20 protein-coding genes and 1 riboswitch are annotated in these 22973 nt (G+C 71.3%); of the genes, 17 read left to right on the top strand and 3 right to left on the bottom strand.

All coding sequences use genetic code 11. The features are described 5' to 3' along the window. Positions 1–60 precede the first annotated feature (60 nt). From shc to SMA5143A_RS05600, 8 genes are all read left to right on the top strand, one after another. Positions 61–2055, top strand: coding sequence for a squalene--hopene cyclase (gene shc, locus SMA5143A_RS05565; protein ID WP_107461807.1), 1995 nt, complete (start codon positions 61–63; stop codon positions 2053–2055). Beyond that, complete coding sequence (locus SMA5143A_RS05570) at positions 2055–2699, top strand: phosphorylase family protein (RefSeq protein ID WP_055537619.1); 645 nt, start codon at positions 2055–2057, stop codon at positions 2697–2699. The genes shc and SMA5143A_RS05570 overlap by 1 nt, the downstream gene beginning before the upstream one ends. Before the next feature lie 5 nt (positions 2700–2704). Further along, positions 2705–3727: an adenosyl-hopene transferase HpnH gene (hpnH, locus tag SMA5143A_RS05575; protein ID WP_107461808.1), complete on the top strand. Its 1023-nt coding sequence runs from the start codon at positions 2705–2707 to the stop codon at positions 3725–3727. A gap of 4 nt (positions 3728–3731) precedes the next feature. Then, a complete protein-coding gene (gene ispG, locus SMA5143A_RS05580) occupies positions 3732–4889 on the top strand; it encodes a flavodoxin-dependent (E)-4-hydroxy-3-methylbut-2-enyl-diphosphate synthase (RefSeq protein WP_107461809.1) in 1158 nt (385 codons plus the stop codon). 40 nt (positions 4890–4929) lie between these two features. Beyond that, a complete protein-coding gene (gene dxs, locus SMA5143A_RS05585; protein WP_258193411.1) occupies positions 4930–6924 on the top strand; it encodes a 1-deoxy-D-xylulose-5-phosphate synthase in 1995 nt (664 codons plus the stop codon). Continuing rightward, positions 6921–8330 (top strand): aspartate aminotransferase family protein, encoded by a 1410-nt coding sequence (locus tag SMA5143A_RS05590; RefSeq protein ID WP_107461810.1) that lies wholly within the window; start codon positions 6921–6923, stop codon positions 8328–8330. The genes dxs and SMA5143A_RS05590 overlap by 4 nt, the downstream gene beginning before the upstream one ends. Positions 8331–8427: 97 nt before the next feature. Beyond that, a complete protein-coding gene (locus SMA5143A_RS05595) occupies positions 8428–9063 on the top strand; it encodes a helix-turn-helix domain-containing protein (RefSeq protein WP_107461811.1) in 636 nt (211 codons plus the stop codon). Continuing rightward, a complete protein-coding gene (locus tag SMA5143A_RS05600) occupies positions 9056–9178 on the top strand; it encodes a DUF6126 family protein (RefSeq protein ID WP_055521055.1) in 123 nt (40 codons plus the stop codon). The genes SMA5143A_RS05595 and SMA5143A_RS05600 overlap by 8 nt, the downstream gene beginning before the upstream one ends. Positions 9179–9224: 46 nt before the next feature. On the opposite strand, the gene SMA5143A_RS05605 is transcribed toward SMA5143A_RS05600, so the two are convergent. Then, positions 9225–10022 carry a tyrosine-protein phosphatase gene (locus SMA5143A_RS05605; RefSeq protein ID WP_107461812.1) on the bottom strand — a complete coding sequence of 266 codons (798 nt, stop codon included), beginning with the start codon at positions 10020–10022 and terminating at the stop codon, positions 9225–9227. A 220-nt stretch (positions 10023–10242) separates the two neighbouring features. Between SMA5143A_RS05605 and SMA5143A_RS05610 the strand changes: the two genes are divergently transcribed. The 3 genes from SMA5143A_RS05610 to SMA5143A_RS05620 all read left to right on the top strand — a co-directional run bounded on the left by SMA5143A_RS05610 (position 10243) and on the right by SMA5143A_RS05620 (position 14745). Continuing rightward, positions 10243–12315 (top strand): alpha-galactosidase, encoded by a 2073-nt coding sequence (locus SMA5143A_RS05610; protein ID WP_107461898.1) that lies wholly within the window; start codon positions 10243–10245, stop codon positions 12313–12315. 302 nt (positions 12316–12617) lie between these two features. After that, positions 12618–12776: riboswitch (cyclic di-AMP (ydaO/yuaA leader) on the top strand. Positions 12777–12780: 4 nt separating this feature from the next. After that, positions 12781–13716, top strand: coding sequence for a M23 family metallopeptidase (locus SMA5143A_RS05615; protein WP_107461813.1), 936 nt, complete (start codon positions 12781–12783; stop codon positions 13714–13716). Between the two features lie 243 nt (positions 13717–13959). Then, positions 13960–14745 (top strand): SGNH/GDSL hydrolase family protein, encoded by a 786-nt coding sequence (locus SMA5143A_RS05620; protein ID WP_107461814.1) that lies wholly within the window; start codon positions 13960–13962, stop codon positions 14743–14745. A gap of 100 nt (positions 14746–14845) precedes the next feature. Here SMA5143A_RS05620 and SMA5143A_RS05625 read toward each other — a convergent pair whose 3' ends face one another. Both SMA5143A_RS05625 and SMA5143A_RS05630 read right to left on the bottom strand, forming a co-directional pair. After that, positions 14846–15454, bottom strand: a complete 609-nt coding sequence (locus tag SMA5143A_RS05625) for a TetR/AcrR family transcriptional regulator (protein WP_181361748.1) — start codon at positions 15452–15454, stop codon at positions 14846–14848. 20 nt (positions 15455–15474) lie between these two features. Next, on the bottom strand, positions 15475–16659 hold the full coding sequence (locus SMA5143A_RS05630; protein WP_107461816.1) for a Glu/Leu/Phe/Val dehydrogenase dimerization domain-containing protein: 1185 nt from the start codon (positions 16657–16659) through the stop codon (positions 15475–15477). 226 nt (positions 16660–16885) lie between these two features. Between SMA5143A_RS05630 and SMA5143A_RS05635 the strand changes: the two genes are divergently transcribed. The 6 genes from SMA5143A_RS05635 to SMA5143A_RS05660 all read left to right on the top strand — a co-directional run bounded on the left by SMA5143A_RS05635 (position 16886) and on the right by SMA5143A_RS05660 (position 22747). Beyond that, the gene (locus SMA5143A_RS05635) at positions 16886–18055 is read left to right on the top strand and encodes an MBL fold metallo-hydrolase (protein WP_181361749.1); all 1170 of its coding nucleotides are present in this window, start codon (positions 16886–16888) and stop codon (positions 18053–18055) included. Between the two features lie 428 nt (positions 18056–18483). Beyond that, entirely contained in the window at positions 18484–20718 is a 2235-nt protein-coding gene (locus SMA5143A_RS05640; RefSeq protein ID WP_181361750.1) for a sensor histidine kinase, read from the top strand. A 92-nt stretch (positions 20719–20810) separates the two neighbouring features. Next, positions 20811–21242, top strand: coding sequence for a roadblock/LC7 domain-containing protein (locus SMA5143A_RS05645; RefSeq protein ID WP_107461817.1), 432 nt, complete (start codon positions 20811–20813; stop codon positions 21240–21242). 2 nt (positions 21243–21244) lie between these two features. Next, positions 21245–21616: a DUF742 domain-containing protein gene (locus SMA5143A_RS05650; RefSeq protein WP_107461818.1), complete on the top strand. Its 372-nt coding sequence runs from the start codon at positions 21245–21247 to the stop codon at positions 21614–21616. Further along, positions 21594–22193 (top strand): GTP-binding protein, encoded by a 600-nt coding sequence (locus SMA5143A_RS05655; RefSeq protein ID WP_107461819.1) that lies wholly within the window; start codon positions 21594–21596, stop codon positions 22191–22193. Before SMA5143A_RS05650 ends, SMA5143A_RS05655 begins: the two co-directional genes overlap by 23 nt. After that, positions 22190–22747, top strand: coding sequence for a GAF domain-containing protein (locus tag SMA5143A_RS05660; RefSeq protein ID WP_107461820.1), 558 nt, complete (start codon positions 22190–22192; stop codon positions 22745–22747). The genes SMA5143A_RS05655 and SMA5143A_RS05660 overlap by 4 nt, the downstream gene beginning before the upstream one ends. Positions 22748–22973: the final 226 nt, after the last annotated feature.

Below are 22973 nucleotides of genomic sequence, written 5' to 3' on the forward strand. Positions count from 1 at the left end.
CACGCACCGGCCGACGGCTGACCCACCGCAGAGATCCGTCCACTGCACGAAGGGGAAGCCATGACAGCGACGACTGACGGAAGCACCGGGGCCCTGCCGCCCCGCGCTGCCTCGGCCAGCGACACCGACACCCACCCCCCGGTGGCGGCGGGGGGCCAGGACACCGCCGAACGCGCCCTGCGGCGTGCCACCGCGTTCCTCCTCGCGCGTCAGGACGCCCAGGGCTGGTGGAAGGGCGACCTGGAGACCAACGTCACCATGGACGCCGAGGACCTGCTGCTCCGTCAGTTCCTGGGCATCCGCGACGAGGAGACGACACGGGCCGCCGCGCTGTTCATCCGGGGCGAGCAGCGCGAGGACGGCACCTGGGCGACCTTCTACGGAGGCCCGCCCGAACTCTCCGCGACCGTCGAGGCGTATGTCGCGCTGCGGCTGGCCGGTGACGATCCGTCGGAGCCGCACATGGCGAAGGCGTCCGCGTGGATCCGGGGGCGCGGAGGGATCGCCGCGGCCCGCGTCTTCACGCGGATCTGGCTCGCGCTGTTCGGCTGGTGGAAGTGGGACGACCTGCCGGAGATGCCGCCGGAGCTGATCTGGTTCCCGCAGTGGATGCCGCTGAACATCTACGACTTCGGGTGCTGGGCGCGGCAGACCATCGTGCCGCTCACCGTCGTCTCCGCCAAGCGCCCGGTGCGGCCCGCCCCGTTCCCGCTCGACGAACTGCACACCGACCCCGGCCGGCCCAACCCGACGGCGCCCCTCGACCCGCTGGGCACCTGGGAGGGCGCAGTCCAGCGGCTCGACAAGGTGCTGCACGGCTACCACAAGGTCGCGCTGAAGCGCCTGCGCGGGGCGGCGATGAACAGCGCGGCCCGCTGGATCATCGAGCGGCAGGAGAACGACGGCTGCTGGGGCGGCATCCAGCCGCCGGCCGTGTACTCGATCATCGCGCTCCATCTGCTCGGCTACGACCTCCAGCACCCCGTGATGCGGGCGGGCCTGGAGTCCCTGGACCGGTTCGCCGTGTGGCGGGAGGACGGCGCCCGCATGATCGAGGCCTGCCAGTCACCCGTGTGGGACACCTGCCTCGCCACCATCGCCCTCGCCGACGCCGGCCTGCCCGCCGACCACCCCCAACTGGTCAGGGCCGCCGACTGGATGCTCGGCGAGGAGATCGTCCGCCCCGGCGACTGGTCCGTCAAACGCCCCCAACTCCCGCCGGGCGGCTGGGCGTTCGAGTTCCACAACGACAACTACCCCGACATCGACGACACCGCCGAGGTGGTGCTCGCCCTGCGCAGGGTCAAGCACCCCGACCCCGAACGCGTGGAGAAGGCCATCGCCCGCGGCGTCCGCTGGACCCTCGGCATGCAGTCGAGGAACGGCGCCTGGGGCGCCTTCGACGTCGACAACACCAGCGTCCTCCCCAACAAACTGCCCTTCTGCGACTTCGGCGAGGTCATCGACCCGCCGTCCGCCGACGTCACCGCCCACGTGGTGGAGATGCTCGCGGTCGAGGGCCTCTCCCACGACCCGCGCACCCGGCGCGGCATCGCATGGCTCCTCGCCGAACAGGAGCCGAGCGGCGCCTGGTTCGGCCGCTGGGGCGTCAACTACCTCTACGGAACGGGGTCCGTCGTCCCCGCCCTGGTCGCCGCCGGGCTCCCCGCCGCGCACCCGGCCATCCGCCGGGCCGTGGCCTGGCTGGAGACCGTCCAGAACGACGACGGCGGCTGGGGCGAGGACCTGCGCTCCTACCCCGACCCCGCCGAATGGGGCGGCAAGGGCACCTCCACCGCCTCCCAGACCGCCTGGGCGCTCCTCGCGCTGCTGGCCGCGGGGGAGCGGGACTCCAAGGCCGTGGAGCGCGGCGTCGCCTGGCTCGCACAGACCCAGCGCGGCGACGGCGGCTGGGACGAGCCCCAGTTCACCGGGACCGGCTTCCCGTGGGACTTCTCCATCAACTACCACCTCTACCGTCAGGTTTTCCCGCTCACCGCGCTCGGCCGGTACGTCCACGGCGAACCGGCCGTGCTGAAGGCCGGGGCCAGCTGATGGACACGGCCGCCGTCCCCGCCCCGCTGCTGATCGCCTGCGCGCTCGGCATCGAGCAGTTCGCCCTGCGCAGCGGCGACCCGGGCGGCGCCGGCGGCCCGGTCACCGTCCTGCGGACCGGCATGGGACCGAAGGCCGCCGAGCGCGCCGTCACCCGGCTGCTCGCCGACCGGGCGCTGGACGGGGCCGCCGTGCTGGCCACCGGATTCTGCGCCGGGCTGGCCCCCGGCATGCACCCCGGTGACCTCGTCGTCGCCGGGGAGACGAGGGGCCCCGACGGCGCCGTCACGCCCTGTGTGGGCGTCGAACGCCTGGTCAAGGAGCTGGGGCGGGCCGTGCCCGGACGCACGGTCCACACCGGCCCGCTCACCGGATCCGATCACGTCGTCCGCGGTCAGGAACGGGCGGACCTCTTCGCCACCGGAGCGATCGCGGTCGACATGGAATCCGCGGTCACGCTCCACTGCGCCGTACGAGCGGGCGCGCGCCCGGTTGCGGCCGTCCGGGTGGTCGTGGACGCTCCAGAACATGAACTGGTCCGGATCGGCACGGTACGCGGTGGAATATCGGCTTTCCGCGTTCTTCGTGCCGTCCTCCCCGCTTACTACGAATGGCACCGTTCCTTGCTGCTCCCCAGGAGGTGAGCCAGATGGCCATGCCGCTCCGCCAGTCCATCAAGGTGGCGACGTATCTCGCTGAACAGAAGCTCCGCAAGCGCGACAAGTTTCCGCTGATCGTCGAGCTGGAACCGCTCTACGCCTGCAATCTGAAGTGCGAGGGCTGCGGCAAGATCCAGCATCCGGCCGGGGTGCTCAAGCAGCGGATGCCGGTGGCGCAGGCCGTGGGCGCCGTCCTCGAATCGGGCGCGCCGATGGTGTCCATCGCCGGCGGCGAACCGCTGATGCACCCGCACATCGACGAGATCGTGCGGCAGTTGGTCGCCCGCCGGAAGTACGTCTTCCTGTGCACCAACGCGCTGCTGCTGCGCAAGAAGATGGACCAGTTCAAGCCCTCCCCGTACTTCGCGTTCGCCGTGCACATCGACGGGCTGCGGGAGCGGCACGACGAGTCGGTGGCCAAGGAGGGCGTGTTCGACGAGGCCGTCGCCGCCATCAAGGAGGCCAAGCGGCGGGGCTTCCGGGTGACCACCAACTCGACCTTCTTCAACACGGACACCCCGCAGACCATCATCGAGGTCCTCAACTTCCTCAACGACGACCTGAAGGTCGACGAGATGATGATCTCGCCCGCCTACGCCTACGAGAAGGCCCCCGACCAGGAGCACTTCCTCGGCGTGGAGCAGACCCGCGAACTGTTCAGGAAGGCCTTCGCGGGCGGCAACCGGCGCCGCTGGCGTCTGAACCACTCGCCCCTCTTCCTCGACTTCCTGGAGGGCAGGGTCGACTTCCCGTGCACCGCGTGGGCGATCCCCAACTACTCGCTGTTCGGCTGGCAGAAGCCCTGCTACCTGATGGCCGACGGCTACGTCCCGACCTACCGGGAGCTGATCGAGGACACCGACTGGGACGCGTACGGACGCGGCAAGGACCCGCGGTGCGCCAACTGCATGGCGCACTGCGGCTACGAGCCCACCGCCGTCCTCGCCACCATGGGATCGCTGAAGGAGTCGCTGCGCGCCCTGCGCGAGACGGTCTCCGGGAACGAGGGGTGACGGCATGACCGCCGTGTCCCTCGGGCTGCCGGAGGTGCCCGTCCGGCCGGTCGCCGAGCGCCGGGAGAGCCGACGGATCCAGGTCGGCCCGGTGGCCGTCGGCGGCGGCGCGCCGGTGTCGGTGCAGTCGATGACGACGACCCGTACGTCGGACATCGGCGCCACCTTGCAGCAGATCGCCGAGCTCACCGCGTCCGGCTGCCAGATCGTGCGGGTCGCCTGCCCCACGCAGGACGACGCGGACGCCCTCGCCACCATCGCCCGCAAGTCGCAGATCCCGGTGATCGCGGACATCCACTTCCAGCCGAAGTACGTGTTCGCCGCGATCGAGGCCGGGTGCGCGGCCGTACGGGTCAACCCCGGCAACATCAAGCAGTTCGACGACAAGGTGAAGGAGATCGCGCGGGCGGCGAAGGACCACGGGACGCCGATCCGCATCGGTGTCAACGCCGGGTCCCTCGACCGGCGTCTCCTCCAGAAGTACGGCAGGGCGACGCCCGAGGCGCTGGTGGAGTCCGCGCTGTGGGAGGCCTCGCTGTTTGAGGAGCACGACTTCCGGGACCTCAAGATCTCCGTCAAGCACAACGACCCGGTCGTGATGATCGAGGCGTACCGGCAGCTCGCCGCCCGCTGCGACTACCCGCTGCACCTGGGTGTCACCGAGGCGGGCCCCGCGTTCCAGGGCACGATCAAGTCGGCCGTGGCCTTCGGGGCGCTCCTGTCCGAGGGCATCGGCGACACGATCCGTGTCTCGCTGAGCGCACCGCCGGCCGAGGAGGTCAAGGTCGGCATCCAGATCCTGGAGTCGCTGAACCTGAGGGCGCGGCGGCTGGAGATCGTGTCCTGCCCGTCGTGCGGGCGGGCGCAGGTCGACGTCTACCGGCTGGCGGACGAGGTGACCGCCGGGCTGGAGGGCATGGAGGTGCCGTTGCGCGTCGCCGTCATGGGCTGCGTCGTCAACGGTCCCGGGGAGGCGCGGGAGGCGGACCTCGGGGTCGCCTCCGGCAACGGCAAGGGTCAGATCTTCGTGAAGGGCGAGGTCATCAAGACCGTGCCCGAGTCGAAGATCGTGGAGACCCTCATCGAAGAGGCGATGAAGATCGCCGAGCAGATGGAGCAGGACGGCGTCGCGTCGGGGGAACCGGCGGTCACCGTGAGTTGACGACACGGGCTGTGAAGCACGGATCGAGAGGGGGCCCGACGTGACGATTCTGGGAAACATCCGGCAACCGCGCGACGTGAAGGCGCTGACCGAGGCGGAACTCGGTGCACTGGCCGAGGAGATCCGGGAGTTCCTGGTGCACGCGGTCGCCAGGACCGGCGGTCACCTGGGGCCCAACCTGGGGGTGGTGGAGCTGACCATCGCGCTCCACCGGGTCTTCGAGTCACCCACGGACCGGATCCTGTGGGACACCGGTCACCAGAGCTACGTCCACAAGCTGCTGACGGGACGTCAGGACTTCTCCAAGCTGCGCGGCAAGGGCGGCCTGTCCGGCTACCCCTCGCGTGAGGAGTCCGAGCACGACGTCATCGAGAACAGCCACGCCTCCACCGCCCTCGGCTGGGCCGACGGCCTCGCCAAGGCCCGCCAGGTGCGGGGGGAGCGGGGCCACGTCGTCGCCGTCATCGGTGACGGCGCGCTCACCGGGGGCATGGCCTGGGAGGCGCTCAACAACATCGCGGCCGCCAAGGACCGGCCGCTGATCATCGTCGTCAACGACAACGAACGCTCCTACGCGCCGACCATCGGCGGCCTCGCCAACCACCTCGCCACCCTGCGCACCACCGACGGTTACGAGCAGTTCCTGGCCTGGGGCAAGGACGTCCTGCTGCGCACCCCCGTGGTCGGCCACCCGGTCTACGAGGCGCTGCACGGGGCGAAGAAGGGTTTCAAGGACGCGTTCGCCCCCCAGGGCATGTTCGAGGACCTGGGCCTGAAGTACGTGGGCCCGATCGACGGGCACGACGTCCAGGCGGTCGAGTCGGCGCTGCGCCGGGCCAAACGGTTCCACGGGCCCGTCCTCGTCCACTGTCTGACCCAGAAGGGCCGGGGGTACGAGCCGGCCCTCGCCGACGAGGAGGACCACTTCCACACGGTCGGCGTGATGGACCCGCTCACCTGTGAGCCGCTCGGTCCCCCCGGTGGACCCTCCTGGACGTCGGTCTTCGGTGACGAGATCGTCCGGATCGCCGACGAGCGGGAGGACGTCGTCGCCATCACGGCCGCCATGCTGCACCCGGTGGGCCTCGGCAGGTTCGCGGAGAAGTTCCCCGAGCGGGTCTGGGACGTCGGGATCGCCGAGCAGCACGCGGCGGTGTCGGCGGCCGGCCTCGCCACCGGCGGCCTCCATCCCGTCGTCGCCGTCTACGCCACCTTCCTCAACCGGGCCTTCGACCAACTGCTCATGGATGTGGCCCTGCACCGGTGCGGGGTGACGTTCGTCCTGGACCGGGCCGGGGTCACCGGTGTCGACGGCGCCTCGCACAACGGCATGTGGGACATGTCCGTCCTCCAGGTCGTCCCGGGGCTGCGGATCGCCGCGCCGCGCGACGCCGAACAGCTGCGGGCACAGCTGCGGGAGGCGGTCGCCGTGGACGACGCGCCGACCCTGATCCGGTTCCCGAAGGAGTCGGTGGGGCCCGAGATCCCGTCCCTGGAACGGGTCGGCGGCATGGACGTCCTGCACCGCCCCCCGGCCCCCGCGGACCCCGAGGTGCTGCTGGTGGCCGTCGGCGTCATGGCGGGGGTGTGCCTCCAGGCCGCCGAGCTGCTTCAGGCGCGCGGCATCGGCTGCACCGTCGTCGATCCCCGCTGGGTCAAGCCGGTGGACCCGGCGCTGCCGTGGCTCGCCGACGGGCACCGGCTGGTGGCGGTCGTCGAGGACAACAGCCGGGCGGCCGGAGTGGGTTCGGCGGTCGCCCTGACCCTGGGGGACGCCGACGTGGACGTACCCGTACGACGGTTCGGCATCCCCGAGCAGTTCCTCGCGCACGCCAAGCGGGCCGAGGTGCTGGCGGACATCGGGCTGACACCGGTCGACATCGCCGGACGGATCAGCGCGTGCCTGGCGGGGAAGGACGCGGTCGAGAAGGGGCCGCTCACGGAGGGGGCCGTCGCGAAGGGCGCGTCGGCGTCGCAGGGGGATCAGATCGAGGCCGAGGGCGTCAAGGGGCCCGTCAAGGAGACACCGCAATGACCACCGCGGAACCCGCCGCCGGGAACGGGGAGTTCGACCTCGGCGGACTGCTCGCCGAGCGTGGCGCCGAGCGCTACGAACTCCACGCCCGCTACCTGAACCACCAACTCCCGCGCATGCTGCACACCATCGGCTTCGACAAGGTCTACGAGCGGGCCGAGGGCGCGTACTTCTGGGACGCCGACGGGCAGGACCATCTGGACATGCTCGCCGGGTTCGGGGTGATGGGCCTCGGCCGCCACCACCCCGTCGTCCGCAAGGCGCTGCACGACGTCCTGGACGCGCAGCTCGCCGACCTCACCCGCTTCGACTGCCAGCCCCTGCCCGGACTGCTCGCCGAACGGCTGCTCGCCCACAGCCCGCACCTGGACCGGGTGTTCTTCGGCAACAGCGGTACGGAGGCCGTCGAGACCGCGCTGAAGTTCGCCCGGTACGCCACCGGCCGCCCCCGCGTCCTCTACTGCGACCACGCCTTCCACGGGCTCACCACCGGCTCCCTCTCCGTCAACGGCGAGAGCGGCTTCCGGGACGGCTTCGCCCCGCTGCTGCCCGACACCGCCGTACCGCTCGGTGATCTCGACGCACTGGCGAGGGAGCTGAGGAAGGGCGACGTCGCCGCCCTGATCGTGGAACCCATCCAGGGCAAGGGGGTGCACGAGGCGCCGCCCGGCTATCTGCGCGCCGCCCAGGAACTCCTGCACGGGCACAAGGCGCTGCTCATCCTCGACGAGGTGCAGACCGGCCTCGGGCGGACCGGGGACTTCTACGCCTACCAGCACGAGGAGGGCGTGGAACCGGACCTGGTGTGCGTCGCCAAGGCGCTCTCCGGCGGCTACGTACCGGTCGGCGCGACCCTCGGCAAGGAGTGGATCTTCAAGAAGGTGTACTCGTCGATGGACCGCGTCCTCGTGCACTCGGCGAGCTTCGGCTCCAACGCCCAGGCCATGGCCGCCGGGCTCGCCGTCCTGTCGGTCATGGAGAACGAGGAGATCGTGGCGAACGCCCGCGCCACGGGAGAGCTGCTCAAGAGCCGGCTGGCCGCGCTGGTCGACACGTACGAGCTGCTCAGCGAGGTGCGCGGACGGGGGCTGATGATCGGCATCGAGTTCGGCAGACCCAGGTCGCTGAAGCTGCGCGGCCGGTGGACGATGCTCCAGGCGGCGCGCAAGGGACTGTTCGCGCAGATGGTCGTCGTACCGCTGCTGCAACGGCACCGCATCCTCACGCAGGTCTCCGGCGACCATCTGGAGGTGATCAAACTGATCCCGCCCCTGATCATCGGCGAGCGGGAGGTGGACCGGTTCGTCGCGGCCTTCACCGAGGTGATGGACGACGCGCACAGCGGCGGCGGGCTGATGTGGGACTTCGGCAGGACCCTGGTGAAGCAGGCGGTGGCCAACCGGTAGTCCCCGCGCCGAGCGGACCGTGCCCCCGGCGGCCCGACGCTTTGCCTCTGAGGCAAGAAATTTGCCCCACAGGCAAGGCTGCGGCTGAATGGAGGGCATGAGCCCTTCCGAGGGTACGGACCCTCCCGAGCCCGCGACGGACGCGGACCTGCCCGTCGTCGCCCCGCAGCTGCGTGCCCTGCGCCGCCGGGCCTCCCTCACGCTGGAGGCGGCGGCCCGGGCCGCCGGGCTGTCACCGGCGCACCTCTCCCGGCTGGAGACGGGACAGCGTCAGCCGTCGCTGCCGATGCTGCTCGCGCTGGCCCGCGTCTACGGTACGACCGTCTCCGAACTGCTCGGCGAGACGGTCCCCGAACGGGACGCCGTCCTGCGCGCCGGTGACATGGAGCCCACCCCGGCCGGCGGCTGGACCTACTGGCAGGCGGGCGCCCCCGGACGCGGGATGCAGGCGCTGCGCGTCCATGTGCCGTACGGCTCCCAGGGCGACATCGTGCGCGTGCACCCCGGCGAGGAGTGGCTGTACGTCCTGAAGGGACGCCTGCGGCTGCGCCTCGGGGACACCGCGCACCTGCTCGGGCCCGGGGACAGCGCGCATTTCGACTCGCTGACCCCGCACCGCATCGCCGCCGCCGATCACGACGGCGCCGATCTGCTGTTCGTCCACACCCTGCTGCAGAGCCCGACCGCCGCGCTGTGCCTCGGGCCGACCACCCCGGAGACCACCCATGGCTGACATGGAAGAGAAGTTCCCCCGCGCCCTGTGGGTGCGGCTCATCATCTACATCGCCGTCGGCCATGTCTTCGCGGCCTTCATCTATCTGCTGTTCGAGGTGGGCGCCAAGCAGTGACCGAGGTGGGCGCCAAGCAGTGACCGAGGTGGGCGCCGTGCGGTGACTAGTCGAGCAGGCGCTCGCGCAGCAGCTCCCGGCTCGCGGGGCTCAGCTTCAGGCCCTGCTCCAGATAGGTGTCCACGTCGCCCCAGGTCTCCTCGACCGTGTCGAAGGCCGCCTGGAGGTACTCGGCGCGGGCGTCGAACAGGGGGCTGAGCAGCTCCATGATCTCCGGGGAGTAGGCGCTCGGGGAGCTGCTGCTGCGGTGCACCTTGTAGCGGCGGTGCTTGGCGTTCGACTCCAGGTAGTCGGCCACGATGGCCTCGCGCTCCACGCCGAGGGCGAGGAGCGTCACCGCTATGGACAGGCCCGCGCGGTCCTTGCCGGCCGCGCAGTGCATCAGTGCCGGCACGCTGTCCTCCGCCAGCGCGTGCAGCACACGGGAGTGCTCGGCCGTGCGGTTCTTGATGATCGTGCGGTAGGAGGCGATCATCCGGCCGGCCGCATTGCCGTCGTCCAGCAGCGCGCGCAGCTGGTCCACATCGCCGTCGCGGACCATCTTCCAGAACTCGGCGCCGTCCGCCGGGTCGGACAGCGGCAGATTCACGTTCCGCACGCCGGGCAGCTCGACGTCCGGGCCCTCCAGCTTCTGATCGGCCGCATTGCGGAAGTCGAAGATCGTGTGCAGGCCGAGGGAGCTCAGGAACGCGGCGTCGTCGTCGGTGGCGTGCGCGAGATGCCCGCTGCGGAACAGCACTCCGTGACGCACCCGGCGACCGTCCACGGTCGGCAGGCCGCCCACATCGCGGAAATTGCGCACCCCGGCCAACTCGGGTTCGGTCGACGGGATCTGCTGCGTCACGGGGGCTCCTCCCATCCGGCCGTCGGCGCCGATCGTCGACGGGCACGCGCTCGGCATCGAGGCGCCCCTCGACGATACGACATGGGTGCCTGACGCAATGAGTTGTCCACAGGGGGCCACGGCGTCGGCGTCCCGTTGTCCACAGGCGGCGGTACGCTCCCGCGACGACCTGCAATGATGTTGAAGCACGATCGCACCTGTTCGAATTTGTGAGGCCATGATGTTGGACATCGCCACGGACGGCCGGACCTGGCTTCTCACGGGCCCCCGGAGCAGCTACGCCCTGCGGCTCACCGAGAACGACGAGCTGCTGCACCTCCACTGGGGCCCGAGGATCGCCCTCGCCGACGCCGAGGAGCTGGCCGCCCGCCAGGAGTTGCCCTACTGGCCTTTCGAAGCCCCCGTCGACGGCCACGAGGAGTACCCCGTCGAGGGCGGGCCCCGCTTCACGCGCCCCGCCCTCTCGGTCCGCACCGGGGAGCGGCGCGGCACCGAGTGGACCTTCCAGGAGTACGAGGCGGACGGTGACGAGCTGCGCCTGCGCTTCGTCGACGACGGTCTGCGGATCACCCTCCACTACCGGATGCGCGACGACGTCGTGGAGCGCTGGGTGACCCTCGCCAACGAGGGGGCCACCGTGGAACTGCTGCGGGCCGACTCGGCGACCTGGACGCTGCCCCGCCGCGAGGAGAGCTGGCGCCTGTCCCAGCTGCACGGCCGGTGGGCGGCCGAGTCCCGGCTGGCGCGCGGCGAACTGACCTACGGCGAGAAGGTCATCGGCAGCCGCCGCGGGCACACCGGACACCAGCATCTGCCCTGGGTCGCCCTCGACACCGACGCCACCGAGGAGCACGGCGAGGTCTACGGCTGCGCCCTCGGCTGGTCGGGCTCCTGGCGGATCGCCGTGGCCCAGCTCCCGGACGCACGGGTGCAGATCACCGGCGGCGCCGGGTACGACGAGTCGGGCCTGCTGCGACTGGAGGCCGGCGAGACGTTCACCACTCCCGTCTTCGCCGCACTGTGGTCCGACGGCGGCCACGGCGGGGCGAGCCGCGCCTGGCACGCCTACCAGCGGGCGTACGTCATCCCGGACGCCGACCAGGACCGTCCGGTGCTGTTCAACTCCTGGGAGGCCACCGAGTTCGACATCTCGGAGGAGCAGCAGCGGGCGCTCGCCGAGCGGGCGGCGGCCATCGGCGTCGAACTGTTCGTGGTCGATGACGGCTGGTTCGGGGCGCGCACCAGCGACCGGGCCGGACTCGGCGACTGGACGCCCAACCCGGACCGCTTCCCCGAGGGGCTGAAGCCGCTCGCCGACCAGGTGCACGCCCTCGGGATGCAGTTCGGCATCTGGGTGGAGCCCGAGATGGTCAACCCGGACAGCGAGCTGTACCGGGCGCACCCCGACTGGGCACAGTTCCAACCGGGACGAAAGCGGACGGAACTCCGCAACCAGCTGGTGCTCAACCTCGCGCGGCCGGACGTCCAGGAGTACCTGTGGGAGAAGCTGGACACCCTGCTCTCCAGCGCCCCGATCGACTATGTGAAGTGGGACTTCAACCGCTGCTTCACGGACGCCGGCTGGCCCGGTGAGGAGTACCCGCAGAAGCTGTGGGTCGAGCACGTGCACGCCTACTACGCCCTGCTGGACCGGCTGCGGGCCGCGCACCCCGGCGTCGCCTTCGAGTCGTGCTCGGGCGGCGGCGGCCGGATCGACCTCGGGGTCATGTCGCGGACCGACCAGGTGTGGACCTCCGACAACACCGACCCGCTGGACCGGCTCGCCATCCAGCACGGGTTCAGTCACATCCACCCCGCGCGGGTCATGGCCGCCTGGGTCACCGACAGCCCGAACAACCAGCTCAACGGCCGGGTCAGCTCCCTGCGGTTCCGCTTCGTCAGCTCCATGGCGGGCGTGCTCGGCGTCGGAGGCGACCTCACGCGATGGAGCGACGAGGAACTGGCCGAGGCGCGGGAGTGGGTGGAGCTGTACAAGGAGATCAAGCCCGTCGTGCAGCGCGGCGACCTCTACCGGCTGCGCCCGCCGAGCGGAGGGCTGAGCGCCGTGCAGTACGTCCACGGCGACGAGGTGGTCGTCCTCGCCTGCCTCCAGGCCCAGCACTACGGTGAGCCGCTCCCGCCGCTCCGGCTGCGCGGCCTCGACCCCGCGGCGACCTATGAATGCCGCGAAACGGGCGAACTGCACCGAGGGGCGGTGCTGTTGCATCACGGCCTGCGGACAGGGCTGCGTGGCGACTTCGACGCGAAGGTTGTCCGCCTGCGTCGTATGTGAGCGTTATGTCCGAAATGGAACCGTTAATCCAACTGGCCCTGGAATGCAGACTGCTGAGTCGTAGCCGCGTGAGCAGTGTCATATCCGTGACGCGCTGTCGCCGCCATGTCCACGTAATTCTTACGCATTTCCAGGGCCGTTGGAAAGGGATATCCGGCGCCTGTTTACGGAGCGTAATCGGGATTCGTTGTATGGATCACGTAGGAAGACGCACAGGAAATCCCGATGGTTGTCTCTGTGGGGACAAGTCGCTTACGTTCACCCTCGATCCGGACGGACGCCCAATCCTGCCGCCGACCGGAGCCGCGTACCGACCCGATCCACGGCAGGAGCGGGGGACCCACAGGTAGTACCGCCTGTTCCGGTCTCCGGAACGGCTAGGGGTAAAGCCGGGCACCAGCCCGGCCGGACATCTCCAGTTCGCACCCGACAGCTCACCTCGCAGGCGCCGGAGAGGAATTCGCCATGCCCGCGAAGGGTAAGCACCGCCGTCCCAAGTCCCAGCGTCTCACCCGCTCCATCGCCGCTGCCGGAACCGGTGGCGCCGCGCTCGCACTGCCCCTGATGGGCGCCGTCGGCGCCCACGCCGCGACCCCCACGGCCGCCGTGTCCGGGGCTTCCGAGAAGACGATCACGGCCACCCCCGAGAAGGGTGCCGTCGAACAGGTCGCCGCCAAGAAGAAGGCGACGAGGACCTACACGGTGAAGGCCGGCGACTACCTCGCGAAGATCGCCCACGAGCAGCACGTCCAGGGCGGCTGGAAGCGGCTCTACTCGGACAACCGTTCCGTGATCGGTTCCGACCCCGCGCTGATCCACCCCGGCCTGAAGCTCACCATCGGCGGCAAGGCCGCCAAGGCCGGGCTGTCGCAGTCGTCGACGAAGGCCCCGTCGACGCAGTCGTCCAAGCCCTCCGAGGCGCCCAAGACCCCCGCGTCCGCGACGCAGGACGTGGCCGACACGTCCGCGGGTCAGGCCGCTCCGTCGAACAGCTCCGGCTTCACCCTGCCCATCGAGGGCGCGACCATCGGCACGGCGTACAAGACCGCCGGCAGCATGTGGTCCAGCGGCTACCACACCGGTGTCGACTTCGTGGCCCCGACCGACACGAGCCTCAAGGCCGTGGGCGCCGGCACCGTCGTCTCCGCCGGCTGGGGCGGCGCCTACGGCAACCAGGTCGTCATCAAGCTCGCCGACGGCTACTACGCCCAGTACGCCCACCTCTCCTCCATCGGCGTCTCCGCGGGTCAGTCCGTGACCGGCGGCCAGCAGATCGGGCTGTCGGGCGCGACCGGCAACGTCACCGGCCCGCACCTGCACTTCGAGATCCGTACGACCCCCGACTACGGCTCGGACATCGACCCGCTGGCCTACCTCCGGTCGAAGGGCGTCACCGTCTGACGTGCCGCTGATGGCCGGCTGAGTGCGGCCGAAGGCCGGACCCCGATCCCCGGGGTCCGGCCTACGGCGCGCCCGTGACCGGTCTGTGTGGCGGCTGCCCGGACCTGGCGTATTCCCGGGTTGATCGAATCTTGAAGCGTGGTCTATCTCACCGCCCGTCAACCCCTTATTACGGTCGCGTAGGTCACATCCGAAGGTGAATCATGGCCCGATGTGGCAGACGATTCGAAGAACAGCAGATCAGTGATCGGGTCGTACGTGGCGGTGGGGGACAGCTTCACCGAGGGCGTCGGCGACCCCGGCCCCGACGGGGCGTTCGTCGGTTGGGCGGACCGGTTCGCGGTGCTCCTCGCGGACCGGGTGCCCGAGGGCGACTTCAGATACAACAACCTCGCGGTCCGCGGGAAGCTCCTCGACCAGATCATCGAGGACCAGGTGCCGCGGGCTCTCGAACTCGCGCCGGACCTCATGTCCTTCTGTGCGGGCGGGAACGACATCATCCGTCCCGGCACCGACCCCGACGAGGTCGCCGAGCGGTTCGAGCGGGCGGTGGTCCGGCTCACGTCGGCGGTCGGCACGGTGATGGTGACCACCGGCTTCGACACCCGTGACGTGCCGGTGCTCCGGCATCTGCGGGGGAAGATCGCGACGTACAACGGGCATGTGCGGGCCATCGCCGACCGGTACGGCTGTCCCGTGCTCGACCTGTGGTCGCTGAGGACCGTGCAGGACCGGCGGGCCTGGGACGACGACCGGTTGCACCTGTCGCCCGAGGGGCACACGCGGGTCGCGCTGCGGGCCGGGCAGGTGCTGGGCCTGGAGGTGCCGGCGGACCCCGAGCAGCCGTGGCCGCCGCTGCCGCCGCGGGGGACGTTCGAGGTGCGGCGGGACAACATCCACTGGGCGCGGGAGTACCTCGTGCCGTGGATCGGGCGTCGGCTGCGCGGGGAGTCGTCCGGGGACCATGTGTCGGCGAAGGGGGCGTTGTCGCCCGACGACATCAAGATGCGGATCGCTTCCGTGGCCTGAGCCGGTTTCCGGTCGGCCGCGTGCGCCTGCCGTTCGTCGTGGGGCGGGGCCGTGCGGGGTCGGCCGGCTCGCCGTGGTGGTACGGCGGCAGCCGCTGGGGTCAGGACGTCGGTGCTTCCGGGAGATTCAGTTCGCGGGCCAGGGCCTCGTCCGCCCATTGCTGGGCCTTTGTGCGGGAGACCGCTCCGTCGTAGGACGTGAGCTGTACGGCCAGGCCGTCCAGGAGGGCGGTGAGGCGGAGGGCCGATGCCTGCGGGTCGGGGCAGTGGAACTCCGCGGCGGCCGCGCCCTCCTCGATGAGGCCGGTGAGCGCGGCCTTCCACTGGAGGTCCAGGTCACGGGTGACCGCGCGGAGGGTGGGGTCGCGGAGGGAGACCGCCCAGCCCTCGATCCACAGGCGCCAGCCCTTGGCCTGGCCGGTGGGCGCGTACCAGCGGACGGCCGCCCGGAGGCGGCGCAGCGCCGTCGTCCGGCGGGCGATCAGCTTGCGGAGGTGGGCGAGGTCGCCCTCGGCGGCGTGGCGGAAAGCCTCGGCGACCAGCTTCTCCTTGGTCGAGAAGTGGTAGAGCACCAAGGCGTTGCTCACGCCGAGGGACGCGGCCACGTCGGCGATCCGTACCGCCGCCACGCCCCGCGCCTCGATCTGCTCGATGGCCGCCCGCAGCAGCTCCTCGCGCCGCTCGGCCACGCTCAACCTGACCCTGCCCACACGGCAACCCTACCTACGGGTCAGATCGGGCGGTGGCGCCCATGGCGTGCCTCGATGACCGGGAGGCGGTCGGCGGCCAGCGCGTGCGCGGCCGCCCGGGGGGTCGTGCCGTCACGCTCGGCGCGCGACAGCATCAGGTCCACGAGGGCACGCATGGAGCGGCGGGTGTGGTCGAAGGCGCTGCGCGCGTCCGGGGCGATGTCGCCGAACAGGGTCCACCACCACCAGGCGTTCGTGCCGGAGTTGACGACCACGTCGGGGAGGACCGTCACCCCGCGGGCGGCCAGCAGGGCCTCGGCCTCGGGGAGGACCGGCATGTTGGCCGCCTCGACGATCAGAGGGGCGGTGATCCGCCCCTGGTTGGCCGGGTCGATCGCGTACGAGACGGCCGCGGGCACCAGGACGTCGGCGTCGACGGCCAGCCAGGCGTCCGAGGAGGTCTCCCGGTCCTCCGGGCGCAGCGCGGAGCGGTCGACCGTGCCATGGGCGTCGCGGGCGGTGAGCAGGGCCTCGACGTCCAGGCCGGCGGGGTTCGAGACGGTGCCCTTGATGTCGGCCACGGCGACGATCGTGAGGCCCGCCCGGGCGAGGAAGCGGGCGGTGGCGCCGCCCATGGTGCCCAGGCCCTGCACGGCGACCCGCGTCCCGGCGTACGGCGTGCCGGTCCGGTCCAGGGCCGTGAGGACGGATTCGGCGACCCCGCAGCCGCCCACCAGCTCGTCGAGCCCGATCCCGTCCACCTCGACGGCGAACGCGTCCGCCAGCCGGCGCCGGGCGGCCCGCTCGTCGTCGAGCAGGGGATAGACGGCCTGGACGGTCGAGACGAGACCCACCTCCGCGGCAGCCCGGTCCACCAGATCCTGGGAGAGCCCCAGGTCCTCGCCGGTCGTCCAGAACGCCTCGATGTACGGGCGCGTCGCCCGCAGATAGCGCACCAGGACGCCGTACGCCTCCGGGTCCCGGGGATCGCAGTCGATACCGCCCTTGGCGCCGCCCAGCGGGACGTAACGGCCCTGGGGGTCGTAGTGCAGCGCCTCCTTCATGGTCATGCCGCGGGCCAGCCCGGCGACCTCGTCGAGGGTGCAGCCCGGCCGCATCCGCAGCCCGCCGCTGGCCACCCCGCGCACCAGCCGGTCCACCACGAGGAACCCATGGCGGCCCGTGACGTGATCGGTCCAGGTCAGGGAGAGGTACGGGGCGGACATACGGGCTCCTGAAGACGGCCGGACGACGAGTGGCGGTGGCGGGCGGGAACGGATGGCGGGCGGACCGGGTTGTAGAGAGCAGGCGCCGGGTCCGCGCTCCCCGGGGAACAGATGGCACTACTGAACCGTTGGTCAGTATGTCACCGTGCCCCCGCGGATCGGGCGCGGTGCTGTCAGCGGGGCGGACCATAATGGGAATGCCTCAGCGAATCCACCAGGAGGTGCCGTGTCCGGTTCCCGTTCGCAGAGCTCGGGGCTGCGTGTCCAGCCAGCCGCCTTCGGTGCGGTTCCGACCGGCGCCAGGCTGGAGCGGATCCGCCGCTCCCCGCACTTCGCGAACGGCGCGTTCGTGAACCCCGAGGGGGCCCGCATCGGACCCTCGCGCGGTGTCGCCCTGGAGATGGCCAAGGGGTACTTCCGCAAGGACGAGCGGGTCCGCCGGGCCCCCGCCGGCCTCATCCCCGTGCACTCCACGACCCTCGCCGACCTGGCCAGACCTCCGGCGAGCGGTCTGCGCGTCACATGGATGGGCCATTCCAGCGTGCTCGCCGAGATCGACGGACACCGGGTGCTCATCGACCCCGTCTGGGGTGAGCGCTGCTCCCCGTTCGCCTTCGCCGGACCCAAGCGGCTCCACCCGGCGCCGCTGCCCCTGGCCGCCCTCGGCCCGGTCGACGTCGTCGTCATCTCGCACGACCACTACGACCACCTCGACATGCCCACGATCAAGGCGTTGGCCGGCACGGACACCGTCTTCGCGGTCCCCCTCGGTGTCGGCGCCCATCTGGAGCACTGGGGTGTCTCCGAGGGCCGCATCCGCGAGCTGGACTGGAACGAGGCGACGAAGGTCGGCGGCCTCACCCTGACCGCCACCCCCGCCCGGCACTTCTGCGGCCGCGGTCTGCGCAACGCCCAGCAGACGCTGTGGGCGTCCTGGGTCGTCGCCGGTGACGAGCACCGGATCTACCACAGCGGCGACACCGGCTACTTCCAGGGCTTCAAGGACATCGGCGCCGAGCACGGCCCGTTCGACATCACCATGATCCAGATCGGCGCGTACAGCGAGTTCTGGCCCGACATCCATATGACACCCGAGGAAGGGCTGAAGACCCACCTCGACCTCCAGGGCGGTGGGACCGGTGGTGTGCTGCTGCCGATCCACTGGGCGACGTTCAACCTGGCGATGCACTCCTGGGCAGAGCCCGGCGAGCGCTCGCTGTGGGCCGCGCACAAGGCGGGGGTCACCCTGGCCACGCCGCGGCCGGGCGAGCCGTTCGAGCCGCGGAACACCCCGCCGGCCGACCCGTGGTGGCGGTCCGTCGCCCGTCGGCCGGCCGAAGGCTGGACCGCCTGGCCGCCCGTCGGGGAACAGCTCGATCTGGTCGCCGAGAGCTGAAACCTCGGAAGCCGACCCTTCGGAAAGCGGCGACCGACATCGTCAACCTCTTCGGAATTCTCCCGACAGGGTGATTTTTCGATTGACGGCGAGGGCCGCGGAGCGCATTGCTCCGCGGCCCTCGCTGTTTTTTGACGACCCGTTCCGACCAGCTCTGATCGAAATGGTGTCGCACAAAGAAAAAGACAGGAACACCCGTCCGAAGAAAGGTCGGTCTGTCGTGCGAAGCCTCATACCAGAGCCGCGCGCTTTGCGGGGCTCTTTGTCAACTGCGCACCGCACATGACGCGTTGGCGACTACTGTGAGTTGCCGTCGGTCGACGCAGTGCCGAATTCTTCGACTGTCCCGACCGACACGCGATGGCGCACGCCCAAGTCGCCCAGACGCGGCACCCCCCACACCCAGACGGACCAGTACGAGGACGCTGATGTCTCACCTTCGCGCACCGGCCGCACGCGCAGACCGCCGTGAGGGCGGGCGGCACGGGCGATCGGTCACCCGTGCCGTCCCCGCGCTGCCCGAGATCCACATACGGCCACAACTGCTGCGTCTGGCGGTCCTGCCCCCCACCGCGGTGGCCCTCAGCGCCTGTGCCGCCGTGCTCTTCACCGTCCGCGCCGGCGCACACCGTCCCGGCCCCACCCTGTGGGCGGTGCTCGCCGGCACCGCCGCGGTCGCCCTCGCCGCCGTCCTGATCGCCGCCGTGGCCGCCGGCCGCACCGCCAGGTCCGTACGTGAACGCCTCGGCGCCCTGCGCGAGTCGAGCGCCAAAGGCGAAGAAGACCTGCGGACCCTCGTCGAGGCGCTCCGGCGCGGCGAGCAGCCGCCCGCGCGCGGCCCACGCCCCAAGACCGGTCCCGACGCCGACGACTTCGGACTCCTCACCGCCGAACTGACCCGCGCCCACGACAGCGCCGTCACCGCCGTGGTCCAGGCCTCCCAACTCTCCAGTCACGCGGGCAGCGAGCAGAAGCTGGAGGTCTTCGTGAACCTCGCCCGGCGGCTCCAGTCGCTGGTGCAGCGCGAGATCTCCATCCTCGACGACCTGGAGAACGAGATCGAGGACCCCGACCTGCTCAAGGGCCTCTTCCACGTCGACCACCTCGCCACCCGCATCCGCCGCCACGCCGAGAACCTCGCCGTCCTCGGCGGCGCCGTCTCCCGCCGCCAGTGGAGCAACCCCGTCCCCATGACCGAGGTGCTGCGCTCCGCGATCGCCGAGGTCGAGCAGTACTCACGGGTCAAGCTGGTGCCCCCCGTCGACGGCACCCTGCGCGGCCACGCCGTCGCCGACGTCATCCACCTGCTGGCCGAACTCGTCGAGAACGCCACGGTGTTCTCCGCCCCCCACACCCAGGTCCTGCTCCGCGCCAACCTCGTCACCTCCGGACTCGCCGTCGAGGTGGAGGACCGGGGCCTCGGCATGCCCGTCACCGAGCAGAACAAGATGAACGCCCTGCTCGCCGACCCCGACCAGGTGAACGTCGCGAGCCTCCTCCAGGACGGCCGCATCGGCCTCTTCGTCGTCTCCCAGCTCGCCCGCCGGCACGGCATCCAGGTCCGCCTCCAGAGCAACATCTACGGCGGAGTCCAGGCCGCCTTCGTCGTCCCCCAGGGCCTGCTCGGCACCGACCGGTCCACCCCCGAGGACATCCCGCAGCCCCAGACGGGGACCCGGCAGCCCACCGGCGTACGGCGACCGGGCACCGGCCCCCGCCACGCCCAGCACTCCTCCGGGCTGCGGCCAACCGCGCCCGGACCGGCGGACGGGCCCGCCCCCGCCCAGCAGTTCCCCACCACCCCGACGGGCCGGTCGGCGCAGTCCGGGCGCCCCGACCCCGGCCCAGCCGCACCGGGCCCCACCCGTCCCTCCGTGCCCCGACAGCAGGGGCCGGGCCGCGGCAGCACCCAGCAGGGCCATCAGACGGGCCGAGGCGGCGGCCAGAACCAGGGCACAGGACGCAGCGGCGGCCAGCAGGGCGGAGGCCGGGCAGGCGGTATCACCCCGCTGCCGGTGCGCGGCGCGCGCGAGGACCGGCCCAACCCGTCCGAGGCCGTCCCCGGGATCCGCCCCGAGGACCGGCGCACCGTGGCCGACAACACCGGCAAGCCCCCCACCCCGCGCGTCGGCGGCACGGTCCGCGGCACCATGGGCAAGCCCCAGCTGCCCCGGCGCCGCGCACAGCAGCACCTCGTGCCCCAGCTGCGCGGTGGCCCCCTGCCGACGTCCCGCCAGGACCCCGAGCACTACGTCGGCCACGACCCCGGCCTGATGGCCGCGTTCCAGCGCGGCATCGGCCTCGCCGAGGCCCGCCAGATGGAGAGCTCCGACTGGGACGCCGCCATGCTGGGCACGGCCTCCCTCGACCTGACGCCCCCGGACACCGTGACCGGCGGCGAGACCGTACGCCGGGACAGGGACCGCGGGGAAGCGACGTCGTACCTCGGCGGCCGCGCGGACGGGCCGCCCCACCTCGGCACCGGCCGCACGGACGCCCTCCACATGGAGCTGGCCCCCATGGACGCGCCGCACAGGGACGCGACCCAGCCGCTGAACGGCCCCACCCGTGGCGCCGCCCCCATAGCCGTACCGCCGTCGGCCCTCGACGACACGGCACACGACCTGACGACCCGGCAAGACGGGAGCACACCGGCCGGATGAACACCCCCCTGCACACCCCCACCGCCGTCCCCTCCGCAGTGCCCACCCCCTCCGCTCCCGCTGACCTTCGGACCCCAAGGAGTCGATCCACCATGGCGAGCGATGCGCCGACCGGCCATGTATCCGATCTCGACTGGCTGATGAGCGGGCTCGTGCAGCGCGTACCGCACACCACGAGCGCGGTACTGCTGTCCTGCGACGGGCTCGTGAAGTCGGTCCACGGCCTCGACCCGGACAGCGCCGACCACATGGCGGCCCTGGCCTCCGGCCTCTACTCCCTCGGACGCAGCGCGGGCATCCGCTTCGGCGACGGCGGCGAGGTGCGCCAGGTCGTCGTCGAACTCGACTCGATGCTGCTGTTCGTCTCCACCGCGGGCTCCGGCACCTGCCTCGCCGTGCTCGCCGGCCGCGAGGCCGACGCTGCGGTCCTCGGCTACGAGATGGCGATGCTGGTCAAGAGCGTCCGCCCGTATCTGGTCACCCAGCCCCGCCAGGCCGTCGAACCCTCGGCGATGAGGCCTTGAACGTGGCCGCGTCCGGCGACGGCCCCCTGTACGACGACGCCGCCGGGCGCCTCGTGCGGCCGTACACCGTCATCAACGGCCGGACCCGGCCGACCACCGCGCTCGATCTCCTCTCACAGGTGATGGCCACCGGGGCGACCCCCCTCGGCTATCTCGGCCCCGAACACGCACAGGCCCTCGACCTGTGCCGTGCACCCGTCTCGGTCGCCGAGGTCGCCGCCCACCTCAAGCTGCCGGCGGCGGTCACCAAGGTGCTGCTGTCCGACCTGGTCGACTGCGGGGCCCTCACCACGAAGCCCCCGGCCTTCCACCACAACCCGACAGACCGGTCTCTTCTGGAGGCAGTGCTCGATGGACTACGACGACAGCTCTGACCCCTTCCCCACCGCACTCAAGATCCTGGTGGCCGGAGGGTTCGGGGTAGGCAAGACGACCTTCGTCGGCGCGGTGAGCGAGATCGCGCCGCTGAGCACGGAGGAACTGCTCACCACGGTGAGCGCGGCGACCGACAGCCTCGAAGGCATCGAGAACAAGGTCGAGACGACCGTGGCCATGGACTTCGGCCGCATCACCCTCGATCCGCGGCATGTGCTCTATCTGTTCGGCACACCCGGGCAGCAGCGCTTCTGGTTCATGTGGGACGAACTCTCCGAAGGCGCCCTCGGCGCGGTCATCCTCGCCGACACCCGACGCCTGGAGGACTGCTTCGCCGCCGTGGACTTCTTCGAACAGCGCGGCCTCGCATTCATCGTCGCCATCAACGAGTTCGACGGGTCCTACCGCTACGACGCCGAGGAAGTGCGCGCGGCGCTCGACCTCGACCCGGAGATCCCGGTCGTCTGCTGCGACGCCCGGATCTCCAGCTCGGGCGTGCAGACCCTGCTCACCCTGGTGCGGCACCTCCTCGCGCACACCCCGGCGGAACTCCCGAGCCGTGGGGCCCACACGTGACGTACGACCCGCCCCGTCCCGTCGGCCGGCTGCTGCTCACCCCCGAGGACCGGGACGCCCCCGAGCGGGTACGGCGGCTGCGGCTGCTGGGGCTCGGCGAGCACCCGGAGCCCGCCTTCGACGCCTTCGCGGACCGGCTCGCCGAGGTCGCCTCCGTGCCGTACGCGATGGTCAACTTCATCGACGAGAACCGCCAGTTCTTCGCGGGCCTGCACGCCCCGGGGAAGGCCACCGGTGACGCCCCCGCGCTCGGAACGGTCCGCCACCTGGCCCGCGACCACGGCTTCTGCCCCCATGTGGTGGTCCGCCGCAAGGCGCTCGTCCTAGAGAACGTCGCCGACTACCCGAGATTCGCCGGCAACCCGATCGTCGACGACCACGGCATCCGCTCCTACCTCGGCGCCCCGCTCATCGACCGCACGGGCCTCGCCCTCGGCACGGTCTGCGTCCTCGACGTCCAGCCCCGGCCGTGGGGCAGGGGCGGCCTGGACACCATCAAGGCGATGGCGGCGGAGCTGGCCGGGCGGATCGAGGGGCGGGAGACGCTGCCCTGAGGACGCCTCCTGGACCCGGAAAACGCACGGCACTTCATGGCGGATCCGGGCCCCGGCACGGTGGCGCGGCGGGGGAGCGGGCGTACGAACGGGTGAATGAACGGGGCCGGGGCGGGCGGGGCGTGAAGGAAAGCTGCGGCGGAGGTTAAGAAAACCTCGATGGACCCAGGGGGCCGCCGTACGGCAGATTGCTCGGTGATCCCACCCCTCTCCCCGGTACGGGCGT

The sequence above is a fragment of the Streptomyces sp. MA5143a genome, assembly GCF_900290235.1.
Classification (GTDB): Bacteria; Actinomycetota; Actinomycetes; order Streptomycetales; family Streptomycetaceae; genus Streptomyces.